Origin of the sequence: Agrobacterium sp., from assembly GCF_032092815.1 — a bacterium.
In the GTDB taxonomy this organism is placed as follows: Bacteria; Pseudomonadota; Alphaproteobacteria; order Rhizobiales; family Rhizobiaceae; genus Agrobacterium.
In genome coordinates this window covers 311-16,164 of the sequence record NZ_DAMDBP010000033.1, presented here as the reverse complement: position 1 = coordinate 16,164, position 15,854 = coordinate 311, and the positions used below count along the sequence as shown (strand labels likewise).

The following is a 15,854-nucleotide window of genomic DNA, read 5'->3' as shown; positions in this document are numbered from 1 at the left end:
GAGCAGACATGGCGGCTCGGGTCCGATGATCTGAGCCGCGTGATCCGACATATTCCGTTCACGCTTAGAGAAGGACTTTGCACTGTGGTGTCCAAGTTCCCGACCAATCAAGCGAGCCCCGACAAAACAGGCGTTCATGAACGCGAGCCACATGGCTGGCTCGGGCTTGCTTTTCTTTTGCCCAGTATGGTGCTGATCATCGGGCTTTTCCTCATTCCGCTCGTCATGACGGTGTGGATGAGCCTGTATCACTGGCCCCTGCTTGGCCGTAAGAAGTTCATCGGCCTTGAAAACTACGTGGAGTTGATGGGCGATACGCAGCTGTGGAACTCGCTCGGGTTCACATTGCTCTACACGGCACTGGTGACAGCCGCGATCCTGTTGGTTGCGTTTCCGCTGGCGCTGCTGGTGGATCGGCCGCTGCGCAGTGCATCGTTTTTCCGCACGGTTTATTTCATGCCTGTTGTAACCGGATTTGGGGCCGCATCAACGCTCTGGATGTGGCTGCTCAATCCCGATAGTGGCGTGTTTTCCAGACTGCTGTTGGGACTGGGTTTGGTGGACAGTGCGCCGCGACCGTTGGAAAGTTTCTGGCCGGCCCTTGCGGTGATCATTTTGATGGTGGTCTGGAAGACGGCCGGGTTTACCATGGTCATTCTGTTGACCGGGCTGCAGAGCATATCGCCTGATGTTATCGAGGCGGCGAAAATCGATGGTGCAAGTGTGTTCAGCCGGTTTCGTCGCATTACCCTGCCATTGATGCGCAATTCGCTGCTGCTGGCGCTTATTCTCAACATCACCTCATCAATGCTGGCTTTTGACCAGTTCTTCATCATCACCCAGGGTGGGCCGGGCAACAGCACCATTTCGGCGGTGTTCTCCATCTATCTGGCGTCGTTCTCATCCTATCGGCTCGGCTACGGTTCAGCTTTGTCTTTCGCACTGCTCGTCGTTCTCGTCGCCATCAGCTCAATCCAGCTCAGCTTCATGCGTCAACGCCCGGAGGAAGGTCGATGAAGATTTTCTATTCCAACGGTCAGGACAAAACCGTTGCCGAACGGCTGGGCCATATCACCTTCATTCTGGTATCCCTGCTGTTTGCCATCTTCTTCCTGATGCCGATCATCTGGTCTTTCGCCAACTCGTTCAAACCGGCCGCAGAAGCGCTCGCCAATCCGGTGGCGCTGTTTTCAAAGGCCTTTTCACTGGAGAATTATCGTCGTCTCGAGGGTGTAGGCGCGGGCTGGTATGTTTATGCCGGCAATTCGGTACTGATTGCGCTTGGCACCATTCTGTTGACTGTGCTGGTGGCGGTGCCGGCCGGTTACGGGTTTTCCAAATTCCGCTTTCCCGGCCAGTCGCTGATCTTCGTGATTGTCATGGCCACCATGATGATCCCGTTTCAATCCATTCTGACGCCGCTGTTCCTGATCCTGAAGTTTTTAGGGCTGCAGAACAACCTCTTCGGATTGGTGCTGGTTTACACGACTTTCCAGCTGCCGTTTTCCATTTTCATGATGCGCAATGCCTTCGATGCGGTGCCTGGCGCCCTGATTGAAGCGGCACGTATTGATGGCGCGTCACAATGGACATTGTTGCGCCGCATCCTGCTGCCACTGGCGCTGCCGGGCGTCGCAACCGTAGCAATGTTTGCGTTCCTCAATTCGTGGAACGAGTTTTTGGCGGCGCTGATTTTCCTGTCGGACCAGAACAAGTTCACGCTTCCGATCATGCTCGTCAACGTGTCCTCGGGCATTTACGGCATCATTGATTGGGGTGCTCTTCAGGCCGGGATTACCGTGACCATGGTGCCGTGCATCCTGCTTTTCCTCGCTTTGCAACGCTATTACGTGCGCGGACTGACCGCTGGCGCCGTAAAGTAAATACGCAGTGATCCTGCGACAAGGAGTTCCCATGTCTTCATCTCTCAAAAAACAAGCCGCCAGCCAGCCACAGCGTCGCTTCAAGCGCTTGGTGCCGGTTGATCATTCCAACGTGTCATTTGATGGCGGCTTCTGGAAAAGTTGGTCTGATACGGTTCGCGATGTCACCATTCCCACGCAGCACAAGCGTCTTGAAGAAGAAGGGTTTCTGGAGGTTCTGGATTTTGGCAAACCGGCCGGACCGCTTGCCCGCCCTATCCAGCCGAGTGGCCTTTCCATGCAGCATTTCTTCGATTCCGACTTTGGAAAATGGATCGAGGCCGCAAGCTATACGCTGAAAAAACATCCCAATCCGGATGTTGAAGCCAAGATCGATGGCATTGTCGAAAAACTGGAACAGGGCCAGATGGCTGATGGTTATCTCAACAGCTGGTTTATCCGTCGGGAGCCTGAAAACCGCTGGACCAACTTGCGTGACCTGCATGAAATGTATTCGATGGGGCATTTGCTGGAAGGTGCCGTCGCCTATTTCGAAGCAACGGGAAAACGCAAGTTTTTGGATGTAATGATCCGTGCGGTCGATCATATTGCCGATACCTTCGGCACGGAACCGGGCAAGTTGCGTGGTTACGATGCGCATGAAGAAATCGAACTGGCACTGGTCAAGCTCTACCGAGTGACGAGGGATCCACGCCACCTGAAACTCGCCACCTATTTTGTCGATGAACGTGGCCAGATGCCGTCCTATTATGACGAAGAGGCGCGCAAGCGCGGCGATGATCCCGCAAAATATGTCTACCAGACCTATGCTTACAGCCAGGCGCATATGCCGGTGCGTGAACAGACACAGGTTGTCGGCCACGCCGTACGTGCCATGTATCTGTTTTCCGCCATGGCAGATCTCGCCTATGAAAATGACGACCAGAGCCTGAAAGATGCCTGTGATCGCCTGTTTGATAATCTGACCGGTCGCCAGCTCTATGTAACCGGTGGGCTTGGGCCATCGGCCTCAAACGAAGGGTTCACCCGCGAATATGACCTGCCCAATGAAACGGCTTATGCTGAAACCTGCGCTGCCGTTGCGCTTGGTTTCTGGAGCCACCGCATGGCGCAGATCGATCTTGACGGCAAATTCACTGATGCGCTGGAAACCGTGCTGTTTAATGGTGCGCTGTCTGGCATTTCGCGGGATGGAGAGCATTATTTCTACGAAAATGCGCTGGAAAGCCATGGTCAGCACCGCCGCTGGAAGTGGCATTATTGCCCTTGCTGCCCGACCAATATCGCCCGATTTATCACGTCGCTTGGTCAGTACTTTTATTCTGCCAACGAAGACACACTCGCGGTTCATCTCTACGGTGAAAACACCTCTGAACTGACAATCGGAGACAGTTTCCTGCGTTTGCGACAGCAAACCGGCTATCCCTGGGATGGTGATGTCAGATTGTCTTTTGGTCTCTCAGTCGACAGTGCTTTTACACTCAAACTGCGTGTCCCCGGTTGGTGCCGTTCGGCGAAGGTCAGCATTAACGGCGAGAGCGTCGATATCACGTCATTGATCGAGAAGGGGTATGTCTCGATATCCCGCATGTGGAAGGATGGCGATGAAATTCGCCTATCCTTCGAGATGCCTGTGGAGCGACTTTACGCCAATCCGGCGGTGGGTGAAGACGCAGGCCGGGTGGCGTTGCGGCGTGGCCCGGTTGTTTATTGTGTGGAACAGACGGATATCGGCGCGGAACCACAGCAGCTGCGCATCTCGCCGCAGGCAACGTTTGCACCGAGATTTGACGCCGGATTTCTGGGTGGTGCGACCGTGCTGGAAGGAGAGGCATTGGAAGCCGATGTCTCCGACTGGAAGGGCACGCTCTACCGGACAAGCCCGGCCGCATTGAAAACGCGCTCCTTCAAAGCAATTCCCTATCATCTCTGGGCCAATCGTGATGAAGGCGCGATGCAAGTCTGGCTGGCTGAGAAGTAGGAGGGGACGATGGCACGATTGCAGCTTAAAAACGTCATCAAATCCTATGGCATCTATGAGGCGGTGCGTGGCATCGACCTCGAGATCGAAGACAAGGAGTTCGTGGTTTTTGTCGGTCCGTCCGGCTGCGGAAAGTCCACAACCTTGCGCATGATCGCAGGTCTTGAGCATATTTCCGGCGGCGAGATCATCATTGACGATCAGGTCGTCAACAAGCTTGGACCGGGCAAACGCGATATCGCCATGGTTTTCCAGAACTACGCGCTCTACCCGCATATGACCGTGCGGGACAATATTTCCTTTTGCCTGGAGCAGCAGCGGCTGCCAAAGCCGGAGATCGAGCAGCGTATCAAACAAGCGGCGGAGACACTGCATATCAGTGATCTCCTGGATCGTCGCCCTGGCCAGCTTTCCGGTGGCCAGCGCCAGCGTGTGGCCATGGGCCGAGCGATTGTCCGTAATCCAAAGGTGTTTTTGTTTGACGACCCCTTGTCGAACCTCGATGCCAAATTGCGCGTGAAAATGCGCACGGAGATCAAGCGCCTGCACCAATTGCTGCCAACGACGACTGTTTATGTCACCCACGATCAGATCGAGGCCATGACGATGGCAGATCGTGTGGTTGTCATGAACCAGGGATTGGTCGAGCAGGCGGGACCACCGCAGGAGCTTTATCTCAACCCTGCCAGCAAGTTCGTTGCCGGTTTTATTGGTTCACCATCAATGAATTTCATGGAAGCGAAACTCGAAGCGGAAAAGGATGGGCTTTGCGTTGTGCTGGAGGATGGAAAACGTTTGTCCGTACCGGCTGAAAAAGTTGCCCGTTATGCGGCCCATGCCGGCATGCCTGTGACCTTCGGCATTCGCCCAGAGTCGATTTCTGCAAGGCAGGAACGCCCGGGTTATGTGTCTCTTGATGCAACGATTGATCTGGTTGAACCGCTTGGTGCCTCGACCATGGTTTATTTCAATTTGGGGTCGGCAAGTCTTTGTGCCAGCATCGAGCCACAGGACGGGCTGCGGGCAGGGGCGGTCATGCCGTTTTCCCTTAACATGAACCAGATGCATCTTTTCGATGCCGAAACCGGCCGTTCGCTTGCCAACTGACTGAGGAATCGTAAAATCTTCGCACCTATCTACCAAACAAAGCCACTCGGGGACAAAAAAAGGCGGCGAATTGAGCCGCCTTTAGCCTATTTATGGACGGAACGGACGAACGCCTGATGATCCCTGCGCCTCGACCAGTTCATCGCCAGGGTCGGGAGCTACATCTGGTGTACGGTCGAGGATCGCAAGCGCGGCGTCGACATTTCCGCGTGCCGCCCGATTTCTCAGGTTCATAATGGCGCGGCGATGACCGATGCCATCGGCGATAAACGCTGAAAGCAACTGGTTGAGCGAAACATTGTCTTCCGCCGCTGCTCGCTTGGCTTCTTCCATGACATGATCTGCTATTCTGAGAGGATAGGTACTCATGTTGGCTGTCTCCTTCTCGTCAATTCGGCCACAAAATCTCCGGCTCTCATGACCGACATACCAAATGCCCCTACGGCTGGATGTCGGAAATGCCTGTCACTACTTACGATGAATGTCGCACCAGCCGTCAAAGCGCATTCGATGTAGATGTCATCCTTCGGATCGGCCAAGAACGGCCTGAAACGAAACCAGGGGGACACGAGAAGAGCCCGGCTGAAAACCGCGTCCAGCACCGTGCCGATCTCGTCTTGACGTATCCACGGGTCATCACCGAGAATTCCTTCCCGCTTCAGAACGTCCTCATACTCCAAGGCCACGGCGGGTGACACAGCAAAGGGAACTTTGCCAACAAGCATCTCCCGCAAAAGCAGGTGCGACGCTCCTTTGGACGACCGCAGAGCTGATAGCACGACGTTAGCATCAACAACAATCGTGGTGTTAATATGATATCGTATGTGATGTCACGTCAAGTCGCCGATGGCGCTGAGCCGAATCCCGGCGCGATGGGAGGCGGCCACTCAATCCCGCCCTCTACAGAGCGGCGGACTTGTCGCCCGATGGCCCACTGTAGCGGGTTTCTGAGTTGGCCCTCGAAGCTGAGGTAGCTCAGTTCCAGCGAAACACGCCCGCCTTTCCGCAATGGGGGCAGTGCGGACAATCAGACCACACCAGGTTCTCGACGAATTCCCGCGTTGCGTCTTCGGTTGGACTCGGATTCTGCACAAAGGCTTGGTTAATTTCGGAGATCAAACCAAAGCACCATAATATCGTAGATAGGTGCGAATACCGTTTTGCCATGAAAACCCCGGGAGATGATCTCTCGGGGTTTCGTTGTTTTCAGCATCCGTGTGAAAAAAATACGCACCTATCTGCGAAACAAAGGCATTCTGCCTAATATCCAAAATTAACCAAGCCTTTATCCAAATTCCGCTAGCCCGTTGAATCTCGTTCAGTTTCTGCCCACATGCTGGCCTTCTTGGTTGAGGGACGGCATGGCGAAGACAAGGGAACCGAGGCGCGATAGCTTGGCATGGTTGGACTGGCGATGTCCGACCGAAGACGCGGCGCGTGAATTCGTCGAAAACCTCGTCTGGCCGGATGGACCACACTGCCCCCATTGCGGATCGGCGGAAGCATGGCGTTTCCGTGAGAAGGGGAGGAAGTCCAGACCTGGACTTTACGAGTGTCAACATTGCAGCCGCCAGTTTACCGTCACCACCAAGACACCGATGCACGCCACCAAACTGCCGTTGAGACTGTGGCTCAAGGCTATTTATCTGATTCTCGTGTCCTCGAAGGGTGTGTCTTCGGTTATCCTGGGAAAACAGCTCGGTGTCCGGCAATCGACGGCGTGGAAGATGGCTCACGCCGTCAGGGAAATGACCGACGGCAGGAACGGCCAAAACCATTTACTGGGACGGATCGTCGAGGTCGATACGACCTACATGGGCGCTCCACCGCGGAAGAAGAAATCAAGAGATAACACGCTGATCAAGCACAAGCGCGGGCGTGGAACCAAAAGACCGCAGATCGCCGTCGCTGCCAGTCGAGATGGCCGCGTTGCCGCTCAGGTTATCAATCGGGCGGACGCAGGCACGATAGGCCGCTTCCTCGACCGATTTGTCTCCAAGGATGCCGTCATCATGTCTGACGACGACACGGCAATCGGCCGCGCCGCGAAGGCATTTTCAGGACATGAAACGGTGACCCACCGTGATCACGAATACGCTGATGGCGAGGTTCATTCTAATACCGCCGAAAACCTGGCGTCCGTTTTGAAGAGAGCGCAGCTAGGCGTATTCCACTTTCTCAGTCCGCGCCATCTCCAACGTTACATCGACGAGATCATCTTCCGCATGAACCAACGGGAAATCAAACGGAGAGCCTATCGGAAAGGCGGGCGCGTGTCGCTGGAGCTGAGCTACATCAGCTTCGAGGAGCAACTGAAGAACCTTCTGAAGAAGGCTGTCGGACGACAAGTCCGACGCTTCCCAAAGGGCGGGATGGAGTGGCCGCCGCCGATTGCGCCAGGGTTCAAATCTGCCCCGTCGGTATCCACGCCATGAAGCTTGCATCAATGGCTGATCTGTCTTACAATGTCTTACATTGCGAGAGGAGCAACTGATGGCCAAAACCAACATGTCAGAATCAGTCACCCTGCGGGTTCCACTCGATGTACTGTCGGACATCGAGGTTATCGCCGAAGCGACAGAACGCTCCAGGAGCTATATTATCGTTCGTGCACTGAGAACGTATCTTCTCAATGAAGGCTCCGATATTCTCGCTGCTCTCAAGGGGCGCGAGCAGATTGCTACTGGCGAGTACGAAGACATGGATGATGTCATCGCCGATATGGATCGGATTATTGCCGGGAAGGTGGCATGACTCCAGTCAAGCTTTCGAGAGATGCAGCAAATTACGTCCGGGCGGAATCAGAGTACTTACGACAGCGAAATCCAGTAGCGGCAAAGAAGTTTTCATTGGCAATGAAGAACGCCAAGCGGACGCTTCAGAGCTTTCCTGAGGCAGGAAACCGCATGCATGGTCTTCAGGTGGCCGGAAGCCTCACGTTGGTGGCAGGCGACTATCTCCTCGACTACATCTACGATGGCTCCCAGGTTGACGTCATTTTGATCCGCCATGGGCGGATGCTGACACCGACCCCAGATGTCGATATCGACAGCGACTTGGAAATTGGGCTGGACAGCGCGCCGGAAGTTTCCAAACCGTCATTCTAAAAATTGCTAAACTCGGAGAGGGTCATCCACCCAGCCGGGTCTTCGCTCAGTTATGAACCTTTGTTTCGTAGATAGGTGCGAAAAAATATGAAAAAGCCACCGGATTTCTCCGGTGGCTTGTATCTTCTCAGGTCCGAGCCAATCAGGCAGCCTTGGCTTTATGGGAGGGGCGCGTTGCTGCGGCCTTTTCGACCATTGCGATGATCTCGTCGCGGCGTGCGCCGGTCAGCGCCATGCGTGGCATGCGAACCCGTTCCGAACCACGGCCCATGATCTGCTCTGCAAGCTTGATCGTCTGGACCAGGTCATGTTCTGCATCGAGGTGCAGAAGAGGCATGAACCACCGGTAGATGCTGCGCGCCTCTTCAATGTCACCGCGCTCAAAGGCTGCAATGAGCTGAACGGATTCTTCCGGGAAGGCGCTTGTCAGGCCGGAGACCCAACCCTTGGCACCGAGCATCATGCCTTCGAGTGCCACGTCATCCAGGCCGGCGAAGATATCGAAACGATCACCAAATGCATTGATCAGGTCGGTAAAACGACGTGTGTCAGGTGCACTTTCCTTGACGGCCTTGATGTTTTTCACGCCTTCGAGTTGGCGCAGAACATCGGTGCCGATATTGACGCGGTAGGCCGGCGGATTGTTGTAAAGCATGATTGGCAATGAGGTCGCTTCGGCCACGGCCTTGAAATGAGCAACCAGCTCTTCCGGCTTTGGCACGTAGACCATGGCAGGCAGAAGCATAAGGCCATCCGCGCCGATCTTTTCCGCGTCGCGGGCATAGGCAATGGCGCGGCGTGTATCAAATTCCGAGACGCCTGTTACCACTGGTACACGGCCGTTGACCACTTCCACGGCACCCTTGAGAATGGAGCGCTTTTCGTCGGGGTCGAGTGAGTTGTTCTCGCCGCAGGTGCCCATGATGATCAGGCCGTTTACGCCATCATTGACCAACGCGTCCTGAACGCGGCGCGTGCTTTCGAAATCGATGGAAAAATCTTCGTTGAATTGGGTCGTTACCGCGGGAAAAACGCCGCGCCAGCCAGTGGTCATCGCAGTCTCCTTTTGTCTGTTGATAATTCAGTATACAAAATGTCGACAAATGACAAGACCCTTTGAGTTTGAACACACGAAAACAAATTCAACGCATCGAATTCGCGCAAATATGATTTTCTAATTCAAAGTTTTTGCTTTGATCGGCCCGGTCCTTTAAACGGCCTGACAGCCGCGCAAATCTCGCGGCCTTCTCCAAGCCAGTTAAGGCCAGATTATAAGGGATAAACCTGCCTCGTGCGTGACGCTCGATGATGCAATAGAAGCCTATTATCAGGCGCTATGCCTCACGGCACACCTCACCTATTGGCGTTCCATCCTCTGCCTGCTTCAAAACAAACGCGATCTGCACTTCCGAAACCTTGGACGCCTTGATTGAATTATGCTCTTCTTCCTTGCAGGGATCATAAGTGGAAAATTCCAGTTCTAAATGGCCTAATTTATTGGGGGCACGTCAAGTGCGGTCGACTGTGACAAAGAGGGAAAGCCTTACCACCCTCGTATCGCAACTCTGCAATATCGATATGGAAATAGCCGATCTTCTAGGATTTGAACCGCTTGGGCTCCTCACGATCCGCCTTCAGAAGACGCGAGATGCCGTGGCGCTGCAAACAGCGATTGGGGTCGAGCGGGGCAGATGGGGGATCGCATCTTTCAGAGCGATATAGACGTCGTCGGGTTGCAACCGAGCCTGAACTCTTAATGAAACAATCGCGGCCTCTTCAAGCGCCGACAAGGCCGTACTTCTACGCTCTTTGCGACCCATCGCATCATCCTCGACGCTTGGCCTGGATCGCCGTTTCCTCACTGTTTTTTCGCTGATCCCGTACCGCCGTGCGAGCGTCGGGGTTGGAGCTTTCGATCGCTATAACTCTGCTCGAATGGCGTGCGTGGTCTTGGCGCTGCCATGAAGAAATTGGCCCATGAGCATCTCGCGGTGTGATCGCGATAATGATACGCCATAACACCGTGGGACCAAACAACTAGGACGCATGGAGTTTTCAAGGGAGAAGAACCTTACGAAATCTTCCGCGAAAAGCTATAATCACCACGAGTTTGTCTCATAGCCCTTCGAAATAGTACAATCTTTCGAAACGAAGGCAAGCATGATGTCGCCCAGATTTACGACGCGGCTGGGTGCTCTACAGGTCGTGCGAGCGTAGTCGGTCACCCTCGCCGCGGATGGCGCTGTGTAACCAGTGTTCCCAACGGCTGGCTCAGCGCGCCTAGCCGTGAGGCTTACGGCGCAGCCTATGTGCCCTTTAGATTGAAAGGAAGAAGAAGGGCGGTGCAGAGCGCCGCCCAGATGCCTTGCAGCATGACGGAAATGAGCCAGAGAAGTCCCGCGAGCACATCCATAGAGTTATCCTTGCACGGCGCCTTTCATTGTTACAATCACGGTGCCCCCCGATTGGTCAATATTGCCGCAACATGGTCCCGTTCACGAAAAATCTGGCGTCAGGTAGGATTTTATCCTACCATATAAGGGCGTAATGAAAGGAACTCACCATGCAAAACGCCGAAAAAGTCAGCGTCACTATGGCGCGTGAGCAAATGCAGGCCATCCGCGAAAGTGTCGAGGCCGGAGAGTTTGCGACCACCAGTGAAGCCATGCGCGATGCGGTGCGGGTCTGGCAGCGTCAGCGCATCGAGGACGCGGAGCGACTTGAGGCCATCCGTGCGCGTGTTCGCCGCTCGATTGATGATCCTCGCCCTAGCTTATCAGCCGCAGAGACAGAGGCGGAATTGCACCGCTTCATGAAAGATGAAGCTAAAGCTTTCCCTGATGCAGCGTACTAAGGTCATCTATCGGCCGGAAGCGATTGCTGACCTGAAAGACATCTATCGCATCGTGGCAGGTGTCAGCCGAAGCCATGAGGTTGCGTCTGACTTCGTGGATCGGATCATGGCGCGTTGTCGTAAGATCGGGAATGCTCCTCATGGAGGAGCGCCACGAGATGATCTTGAGCCGGGTCTGCGAACGGTTCCGTTTGAGCGTCGAGCGGTCATCGAGTATCGCGCCGAAAAGGACGTGGAGATTCTCAACGTGTTCTACGGTGGCTGAGATTACGAAGCTTTGTATCGGCCTGGTCACGACGATCAAATGTAAAAATCCACATGGAGAAATCTTTACAATAAGACCCGCTAAGAACAATCGGTCTGTTGAAGCTCAACTGGTTCCGATTTCACCCGCCGGTCGGGGCTGTAAGCGAACTGCTTGGATCCCGTTCGTACTCACTTGAGAGGATAAAACCTCCCTGAGTTGCAGCTTCACGCAAGGTTCGCGCGATAGCAAGAGTGCACCTTTGGGTTGATGGGGTTGCATATGAGTTTATTCGGCACAATGAAAACTGGCGTTTCCGGAATGAATGCCCAAGCAAATAGACTTGGAACAGTTGGTGATAATATCGCTAATTCCGGAACAACGGGTTACAAGCGCGCCTCTGTTGATTTCTCGTCGATGGTTCTTCCATCATCTAAGAGCAACTATTCCTCTGGGGGAGTAGCATCCAATATAAGATACTCAATTGCGGAGCAGGGTGGGCTTTCCTACACAACAACGAACACAAACCTTGCCATTTATGGCACTGGTTTCTTTGTTGTTGAAGGTTCTGTTGGTAGCTCATATCTTACGAGAGCAGGATCATTCGTCAAAGATGGTGATGGCTATCTCGTCAATTCTGCTGGATATAAACTTCTAGGGTACCCCTACGAAGGTGACAGCAGGCAGAGCGCGACGAGTGGCTTCAATGGCCTTTCGCCTGTAAAGCTGGATGATGGCACAGTGATTACGAATCCCTCCACCAAAGGGGTAATTAACGTCAATCTGCCCGTTGAGGCAGTAGCCGTTGGGACAGCAATCGCAAATCTACCACCTTCGCAAAACAGCCCAAATTCAGGGTTCAACTACCATACGGTACAGGTTGATGAGACCGGGCGCAGTGATATTTACTTCACGAAACTCGATGACAACTCATGGGAAATCACGGCCTATGTTCAGTATTCTGGCACTCCTACTGGTTTCCCCTACGACCTAGCTGGTGGAAATGTCGTAATGGGAACGACTACGTTGACATTCGATCCTGTTACAGGCGCCATTGTCGATGGCGATCCTCGGATTTATCCCGACCCGACGGACCATATTTCCTCGACTTTTCCAATCTGTCCCAGCAGAGTTCAGCCTCCGGTTCTGGATCGCCCCAGTCAATGCAGATAAAGATAAATATGCCGTCCGATGTCGTTCCAATCGACCTTGGGGCTGGAGATGAACCTGCATCAGCCAATGTTGCGGGTGCCGAGTACCTTTCAAAACAAACCATTTCCGGCTATGCCGGGTTCGCCAGTAATGTGTTCCTGGATATCTACTATACGAAGATCAGTGCTGACACTTGGGAAGTCGCTGTTTATGACAGGGCCAAGGCTACAGCCGGTGGCTTTCCATATGGAAGTCCAGGCGATCCGCCGCTAGCGCAGCAATCCTTGACGTTTGATCCAATCTCTGGAGCCCTGATTGGAGGAGGACTCGTCAATGTGAACCTTCCGGGTGGTGATCTTTGGCCTATCGATTTTGGCGGATCGGTCTCGATACCGGATATGTCCAGTGGATGGGAAGACAGTTTGCAGGTTGCCTTCAACCTACCGACCACAGCAGCTGTCATTGACCCATATGTGTTGGGTTCAACACCAGCCGACAACTTGGCGTCCAGCAGTTATTCAGAGAAAACATCGGTCATTGCCTACGACTACTCCGGACGGCCCGTTCCGCTCGACATCTATTATACCAAGGGTACGGAGAACGTCTGGGAGGTAACAGTCTTCAACAAAGATCATGCGACCAACGGCGGTTTTCCCTACAGTTCTGGTCCATTAGCGACCACGCTATTGGAGTTTGACCCAGCAACAAGTGGCCTTGTTGAGGGAAAGCAGCTTGATATTATTATTCCAAATGGAGAGGTGGTAACTCTTGATCTATCCGGGACAAAGTCGGTTGCGTCGCCTTTTTCTATCATCACGGCCGGTGTTAACGGAAGTTTACCAAGCTTTGCGGAAGATTTCGTCATTTCTAATGACGGCTTGGTTTCTGTTCGTTACAGCAATGGTACATTGGTCCCGATCTCCCAAATTGGACTGGCAAATGTACCAAACCCAGATGGGCTCGTTCCGATAAACGGGAACGCGTTTGTTCTGAGCAACACCACTGGCGGTGTTACGATTTCATCACCAAACTCCGGTGGCATGGGCTCGATTGTATCGGCTGCCCTTGAGGGTTCCAATGTTGATATCGCAACAGAACTCACGGCAATGGTCGAAAGCCAACGTATCTATTCGGCAAACTCAAAGGTGTTCCAGACAGGTTCCGAACTCCTTGATGTTTTAGTAAATCTCAAACGATAGGGGATCGAGTGCGTTCTTTGTAAGCACTTCCGGCTCAACACGGTGCACATACCCATCATCAGGTAGAACGTTGTGAATTGAGGCGGAAGGTTGTATTGTCCGCCGTCCACGACACGACAATCTGGTCTAGGCCGACAATCCTATGCAGATCAGAAAGAACGTACCTAAGGGCTTGTAGCGCTTGAACATAGGCCCGTGCTTATACATTGCGAGGCCGGAACATCGGTTATGATGTTCCGGCCTCGTTTGTCACCAGGGTGGTTGCAATTCCGTGATGACGATGCGCAAAGGGGGTGGTCCTTCCGGGCCTGAACGCTCGTTCGTAAAAAAGCATAACCCTTTGCGCATTTCGAGGCTTGGTCGAACCGTTGAGAGAGCTTCGCGCTCGCGTATAAGGGAGACTTCAGCCTCATGACCTATACTAACCGTTTTATCGGCATCGACATATCGAAATCCTTATTCGATATCTGCGTGCTTCCCGAGATCAACTCGGCAAGCTTTCCCAACGACGCCTGCGGCATCGCCCAATTTCTTGCCTTCATCGCTCAGCTGGATAACGTTGTGCGCCTGGTGCTGGAACCGACTGGCGGCTATGAGCGACCTGTTGTGGATGCCTTGCTGGCATCTCACGTGCCGGCGGCAAGCGTGAATGCCAAACAGATCAGGCAGTTCGCCCGCGCCTGTGGCCAGCTATCGAAGACCGATAAGATCGATGTCTTTGTCCTCGCCGACTATGCCAGACGCATGGAAAACAAGATTCTCGCGCAATCCTCTCCAGCGCAAACGACGTTGGTGGACCTGGTGTCTCGCTTTAGGCAACTATCGCACATGATCGTGCAAGAAAAGAACCGTCCCAGCCTCCGCAGAGTTTAACCGCGCTGCACCGCCGCTGTCGGAGCGGTCGATATATCAGCTCGCTCCTTGCACGATGGGCAGCGTTGCAAGATGCTTGCCGATAGTTTCCGTCACCGCGCCATCCATCGGAAGATGGTCTTTTTCGTTGGTCCATTGCTCCATGAACAGGGCTACGGTTTCCTTTGCCGTATCTCTGACGAGCTTACGCGGCAACGCAGCTCTCGCGGCAAGATGCTCAAGCTCGTCGAATGTGTACCCCGTGAAGTCCTTCGTCCGGCTGAACGTTAGGGCGGATTTGTCATTCTTGATGTACGGGATCGTTGATACGAAATTATATGCAGGCGAAAGCCGCGCATGTCGTCGATCGGGGTAGATCAAGGACCAGTTTTTCAGGTGCATGTCACCGTTCCCGATCAGGACATTGAATGTCACCCTACGGATGAATTCGGCGACGTCAGCATGATCCGACTCGGTTGCGATGACCGACGCGAGATTGCCTAGGCTTGCCTTCTTGTATTTGTCTTCGGGGTAAACGTCGAAGACCTGGGCGAAATCTTCGATGTGAACCGCTCCGCCATCTTCGGTACGGTCGAACCGTTCAATGATGAACGCCTTGGGGCCTATCCGCTCGATACCATTCGGCAAATTGCGGATCGAACTCACATCGACTAGGTCAATCGCGGGTACGTCCATACCGACCATTTTGGCCAGCGTCATCATTGAGAACTCGTTTTCGGGAACATGAGCGAATTCTCGTGAGGGAAGTTTTACGATCCAGTCACCACCGATGCCGTTCGCCGGGATTGTCAGTCCCGCGTTCGCATCATTCACAGCGGAAAACTTTAGTTGCACTCCCGCCAGCGAAAACCGCAATGCGTCTCGCGCCGCCGCTTGACCATCGTCTTTATTGAGTTCCTGGTGAACTTGGTCCGGCCATGCTTCACCATCGGCTGGCACTGCGCTGACAGCACCTGCGAGATCCTGCCCAAGTACCCAAAAAAGGAAAAATTCGCGATCAGGATGGGTGTCCGCCTTCGCAGCAAGGTATTTGCGCAAATGGCCCTCAGGGAGAAGGTTAGAGAAGAATGGCATCAACCTGACCTTGTAGGGTCGAAAGTCGGTCAGGAGTTCCCCGAACTGATCCTTGAACCGCAGGCCGAGTATCGGCCTGTCAGGGTTCTCAATATAGTCGTCATTGAAAGCGAACAGGGTCTTTTCGCCGCCGACATAGGTGATGGTGCCGATCTCTTGTCCGTGCAGACGTATTTTTAGAATGGAAACGTCAGGCATCGTCATCCCCATCCAGTGAGTAGGCAGGGCGGGGTTTGTCCTGTGTTTCCGATGACGCAAGTGTGTGGACAATCGTATTGCGGAGCTGGCGAATCCTTCGCGTTGCTTCTGCGATCTCAGCCCAGTCCTTTTGTGATTGTTGTATCTGTTCCAAAAGTGTCCGGATATCGCGGAGGGCGTCT

Annotated in this window: 18 protein-coding genes and 1 pseudogene; 12 read left to right on the top strand and 7 right to left on the bottom strand. The window is 53.8% G+C overall.

All coding sequences use genetic code 11. From position 1 onward, the window contains the following. Positions 1-87: 87 nt before the first annotated feature. The 4 genes from RT613_RS17445 to RT613_RS17430 are packed head-to-tail and all read left to right on the top strand — an operon-like array spanning position 88 to position 4,971. Positions 88-1,017 carry a sugar ABC transporter permease gene (locus RT613_RS17445; RefSeq protein WP_313617418.1) on the top strand — a complete coding sequence of 310 codons (930 nt, stop codon included), beginning with the start codon at positions 88-90 and terminating at the stop codon, positions 1,015-1,017. Next, a complete protein-coding gene (locus RT613_RS17440) occupies positions 1,014-1,883 on the top strand; it encodes a carbohydrate ABC transporter permease (RefSeq protein ID WP_313617374.1) in 870 nt (289 codons plus the stop codon). The genes RT613_RS17445 and RT613_RS17440 overlap by 4 nt, the downstream gene beginning before the upstream one ends. A 31-nt stretch (positions 1,884-1,914) precedes the next feature. After that, the gene (locus tag RT613_RS17435) at positions 1,915-3,864 is read left to right on the top strand and encodes a beta-L-arabinofuranosidase domain-containing protein (RefSeq protein WP_313617372.1); all 1,950 of its coding nucleotides are present in this window, start codon (positions 1,915-1,917) and stop codon (positions 3,862-3,864) included. A 9-nt stretch (positions 3,865-3,873) separates the two neighbouring features. Continuing rightward, positions 3,874-4,971, top strand: a complete 1,098-nt coding sequence (locus tag RT613_RS17430) for a sn-glycerol-3-phosphate ABC transporter ATP-binding protein UgpC (RefSeq protein ID WP_313617370.1) — start codon at positions 3,874-3,876, stop codon at positions 4,969-4,971. A gap of 90 nt (positions 4,972-5,061) precedes the next feature. Here RT613_RS17430 and RT613_RS17425 read toward each other — a convergent pair whose 3' ends face one another. The 3 genes from RT613_RS17425 to RT613_RS23865 form a co-directional block, all read right to left on the bottom strand. Then, positions 5,062-5,340, bottom strand: coding sequence for a hypothetical protein (locus RT613_RS17425; RefSeq protein ID WP_313617368.1), 279 nt, complete (start codon positions 5,338-5,340; stop codon positions 5,062-5,064). After that, a complete protein-coding gene (locus tag RT613_RS17420) occupies positions 5,337-5,771 on the bottom strand; it encodes a PIN domain-containing protein (protein ID WP_313617416.1) in 435 nt (144 codons plus the stop codon). Before RT613_RS17420 ends, RT613_RS17425 begins: the two co-directional genes overlap by 4 nt. Before the next feature lie 175 nt (positions 5,772-5,946). Next, entirely contained in the window at positions 5,947-6,138 is a 192-nt protein-coding gene (locus RT613_RS23865; RefSeq protein WP_409558845.1) for a transposase, read from the bottom strand. A 227-nt stretch (positions 6,139-6,365) separates the two neighbouring features. Between RT613_RS23865 and RT613_RS17415 the strand changes: the two genes are divergently transcribed. The 3 genes from RT613_RS17415 to RT613_RS17405 are packed head-to-tail and all read left to right on the top strand — an operon-like array spanning position 6,366 to position 8,078. Beyond that, positions 6,366-7,406 (top strand): IS1595 family transposase, encoded by a 1,041-nt coding sequence (locus RT613_RS17415; protein ID WP_313617366.1) that lies wholly within the window; start codon positions 6,366-6,368, stop codon positions 7,404-7,406. A gap of 58 nt (positions 7,407-7,464) precedes the next feature. Next, complete coding sequence (locus tag RT613_RS17410) at positions 7,465-7,725, top strand: ribbon-helix-helix protein, CopG family (protein ID WP_313617364.1); 261 nt, start codon at positions 7,465-7,467, stop codon at positions 7,723-7,725. Beyond that, a complete protein-coding gene (locus RT613_RS17405) occupies positions 7,722-8,078 on the top strand; it encodes a type II toxin-antitoxin system RelE/ParE family toxin (RefSeq protein WP_313617363.1) in 357 nt (118 codons plus the stop codon). Before RT613_RS17410 ends, RT613_RS17405 begins: the two co-directional genes overlap by 4 nt. Before the next feature lie 142 nt (positions 8,079-8,220). On the opposite strand, the gene RT613_RS17400 is transcribed toward RT613_RS17405, so the two are convergent. Both RT613_RS17400 and RT613_RS17395 read right to left on the bottom strand, forming a co-directional pair. Further along, a complete protein-coding gene (locus RT613_RS17400; RefSeq protein WP_313617361.1) occupies positions 8,221-9,132 on the bottom strand; it encodes a dihydrodipicolinate synthase family protein in 912 nt (303 codons plus the stop codon). Between the two features lie 457 nt (positions 9,133-9,589). Continuing rightward, a pseudogene (locus tag RT613_RS17395) lies at positions 9,590-10,057 on the bottom strand (IS481 family transposase); the annotation flags it as partial. A 584-nt stretch (positions 10,058-10,641) separates the two neighbouring features. On the opposite strand from RT613_RS17395, the gene RT613_RS17390 reads away from it, so the two are divergent. The 5 genes from RT613_RS17390 (at position 10,642) to RT613_RS17370 (ending at position 14,400) form a co-directional block, all read left to right on the top strand. Next, complete coding sequence (locus RT613_RS17390; RefSeq protein WP_313617360.1) at positions 10,642-10,932, top strand: type II toxin-antitoxin system ParD family antitoxin; 291 nt, start codon at positions 10,642-10,644, stop codon at positions 10,930-10,932. Continuing rightward, entirely contained in the window at positions 10,919-11,197 is a 279-nt protein-coding gene (locus tag RT613_RS17385; RefSeq protein WP_313617358.1) for a type II toxin-antitoxin system RelE/ParE family toxin, read from the top strand. The genes RT613_RS17390 and RT613_RS17385 overlap by 14 nt, the downstream gene beginning before the upstream one ends. Before the next feature lie 261 nt (positions 11,198-11,458). After that, positions 11,459-12,349, top strand: coding sequence for a flagellar hook-basal body complex protein (locus tag RT613_RS17380; protein ID WP_313617356.1), 891 nt, complete (start codon positions 11,459-11,461; stop codon positions 12,347-12,349). Then, positions 12,340-13,527: a flagellar hook-basal body complex protein gene (locus RT613_RS17375; protein ID WP_313617354.1), complete on the top strand. Its 1,188-nt coding sequence runs from the start codon at positions 12,340-12,342 to the stop codon at positions 13,525-13,527. The genes RT613_RS17380 and RT613_RS17375 overlap by 10 nt, the downstream gene beginning before the upstream one ends. Before the next feature lie 411 nt (positions 13,528-13,938). After that, entirely contained in the window at positions 13,939-14,400 is a 462-nt protein-coding gene (locus tag RT613_RS17370; RefSeq protein ID WP_313617352.1) for a transposase, read from the top strand. A gap of 36 nt (positions 14,401-14,436) precedes the next feature. On the opposite strand, the gene RT613_RS17365 is transcribed toward RT613_RS17370, so the two are convergent. Both RT613_RS17365 and RT613_RS17360 read right to left on the bottom strand, forming a co-directional pair. Further along, positions 14,437-15,672 carry a type II toxin-antitoxin system HipA family toxin gene (locus RT613_RS17365; RefSeq protein WP_313617350.1) on the bottom strand — a complete coding sequence of 412 codons (1,236 nt, stop codon included), beginning with the start codon at positions 15,670-15,672 and terminating at the stop codon, positions 14,437-14,439. Beyond that, a partial coding sequence (locus RT613_RS17360) for a hypothetical protein (RefSeq protein ID WP_409558844.1) occupies positions 15,665-15,854 on the bottom strand: 190 nt, incomplete at its 5' end. The genes RT613_RS17365 and RT613_RS17360, both read right to left, overlap by 8 nt.

What these genes read in the sequence shown, in the direction of transcription:
- RT613_RS17440 (WP_313617374.1), top strand. Translation starts at nt 1,014, where the DNA reads ATGAAGATTTTCTATTCCAACGGTCAGGACAAAACCGTTGCCGAACGG.
- RT613_RS17435 (WP_313617372.1), top strand. Translation starts at nt 1,915, where the DNA reads ATGTCTTCATCTCTCAAAAAACAAGCCGCCAGCCAGCCACAGCGTCGC.
- RT613_RS17430 (WP_313617370.1), top strand. Translation starts at nt 3,874, where the DNA reads ATGGCACGATTGCAGCTTAAAAACGTCATCAAATCCTATGGCATCTAT.
- RT613_RS17425 (WP_313617368.1), bottom strand. Translation starts at nt 5,340, where the DNA reads ATGAGTACCTATCCTCTCAGAATAGCAGATCATGTCATGGAAGAAGCC.
- RT613_RS23865 (WP_409558845.1), bottom strand. Translation starts at nt 6,138, where the DNA reads ATGGCAAAACGGTATTCGCACCTATCTACGATATTATGGTGCTTTGGT.
- RT613_RS17410 (WP_313617364.1), top strand. Translation starts at nt 7,465, where the DNA reads ATGGCCAAAACCAACATGTCAGAATCAGTCACCCTGCGGGTTCCACTC.
- RT613_RS17405 (WP_313617363.1), top strand. Translation starts at nt 7,722, where the DNA reads ATGACTCCAGTCAAGCTTTCGAGAGATGCAGCAAATTACGTCCGGGCG.
- RT613_RS17400 (WP_313617361.1), bottom strand. Translation starts at nt 9,132, where the DNA reads ATGACCACTGGCTGGCGCGGCGTTTTTCCCGCGGTAACGACCCAATTC.
- RT613_RS17390 (WP_313617360.1), top strand. Translation starts at nt 10,642, where the DNA reads ATGCAAAACGCCGAAAAAGTCAGCGTCACTATGGCGCGTGAGCAAATG.
- RT613_RS17385 (WP_313617358.1), top strand. Translation starts at nt 10,919, where the DNA reads ATGCAGCGTACTAAGGTCATCTATCGGCCGGAAGCGATTGCTGACCTG.
- RT613_RS17380 (WP_313617356.1), top strand. Translation starts at nt 11,459, where the DNA reads ATGAGTTTATTCGGCACAATGAAAACTGGCGTTTCCGGAATGAATGCC.
- RT613_RS17375 (WP_313617354.1), top strand. Translation starts at nt 12,340, where the DNA reads ATGCAGATAAAGATAAATATGCCGTCCGATGTCGTTCCAATCGACCTT.
- RT613_RS17370 (WP_313617352.1), top strand. Translation starts at nt 13,939, where the DNA reads ATGACCTATACTAACCGTTTTATCGGCATCGACATATCGAAATCCTTA.
- RT613_RS17365 (WP_313617350.1), bottom strand. Translation starts at nt 15,672, where the DNA reads ATGCCTGACGTTTCCATTCTAAAAATACGTCTGCACGGACAAGAGATC.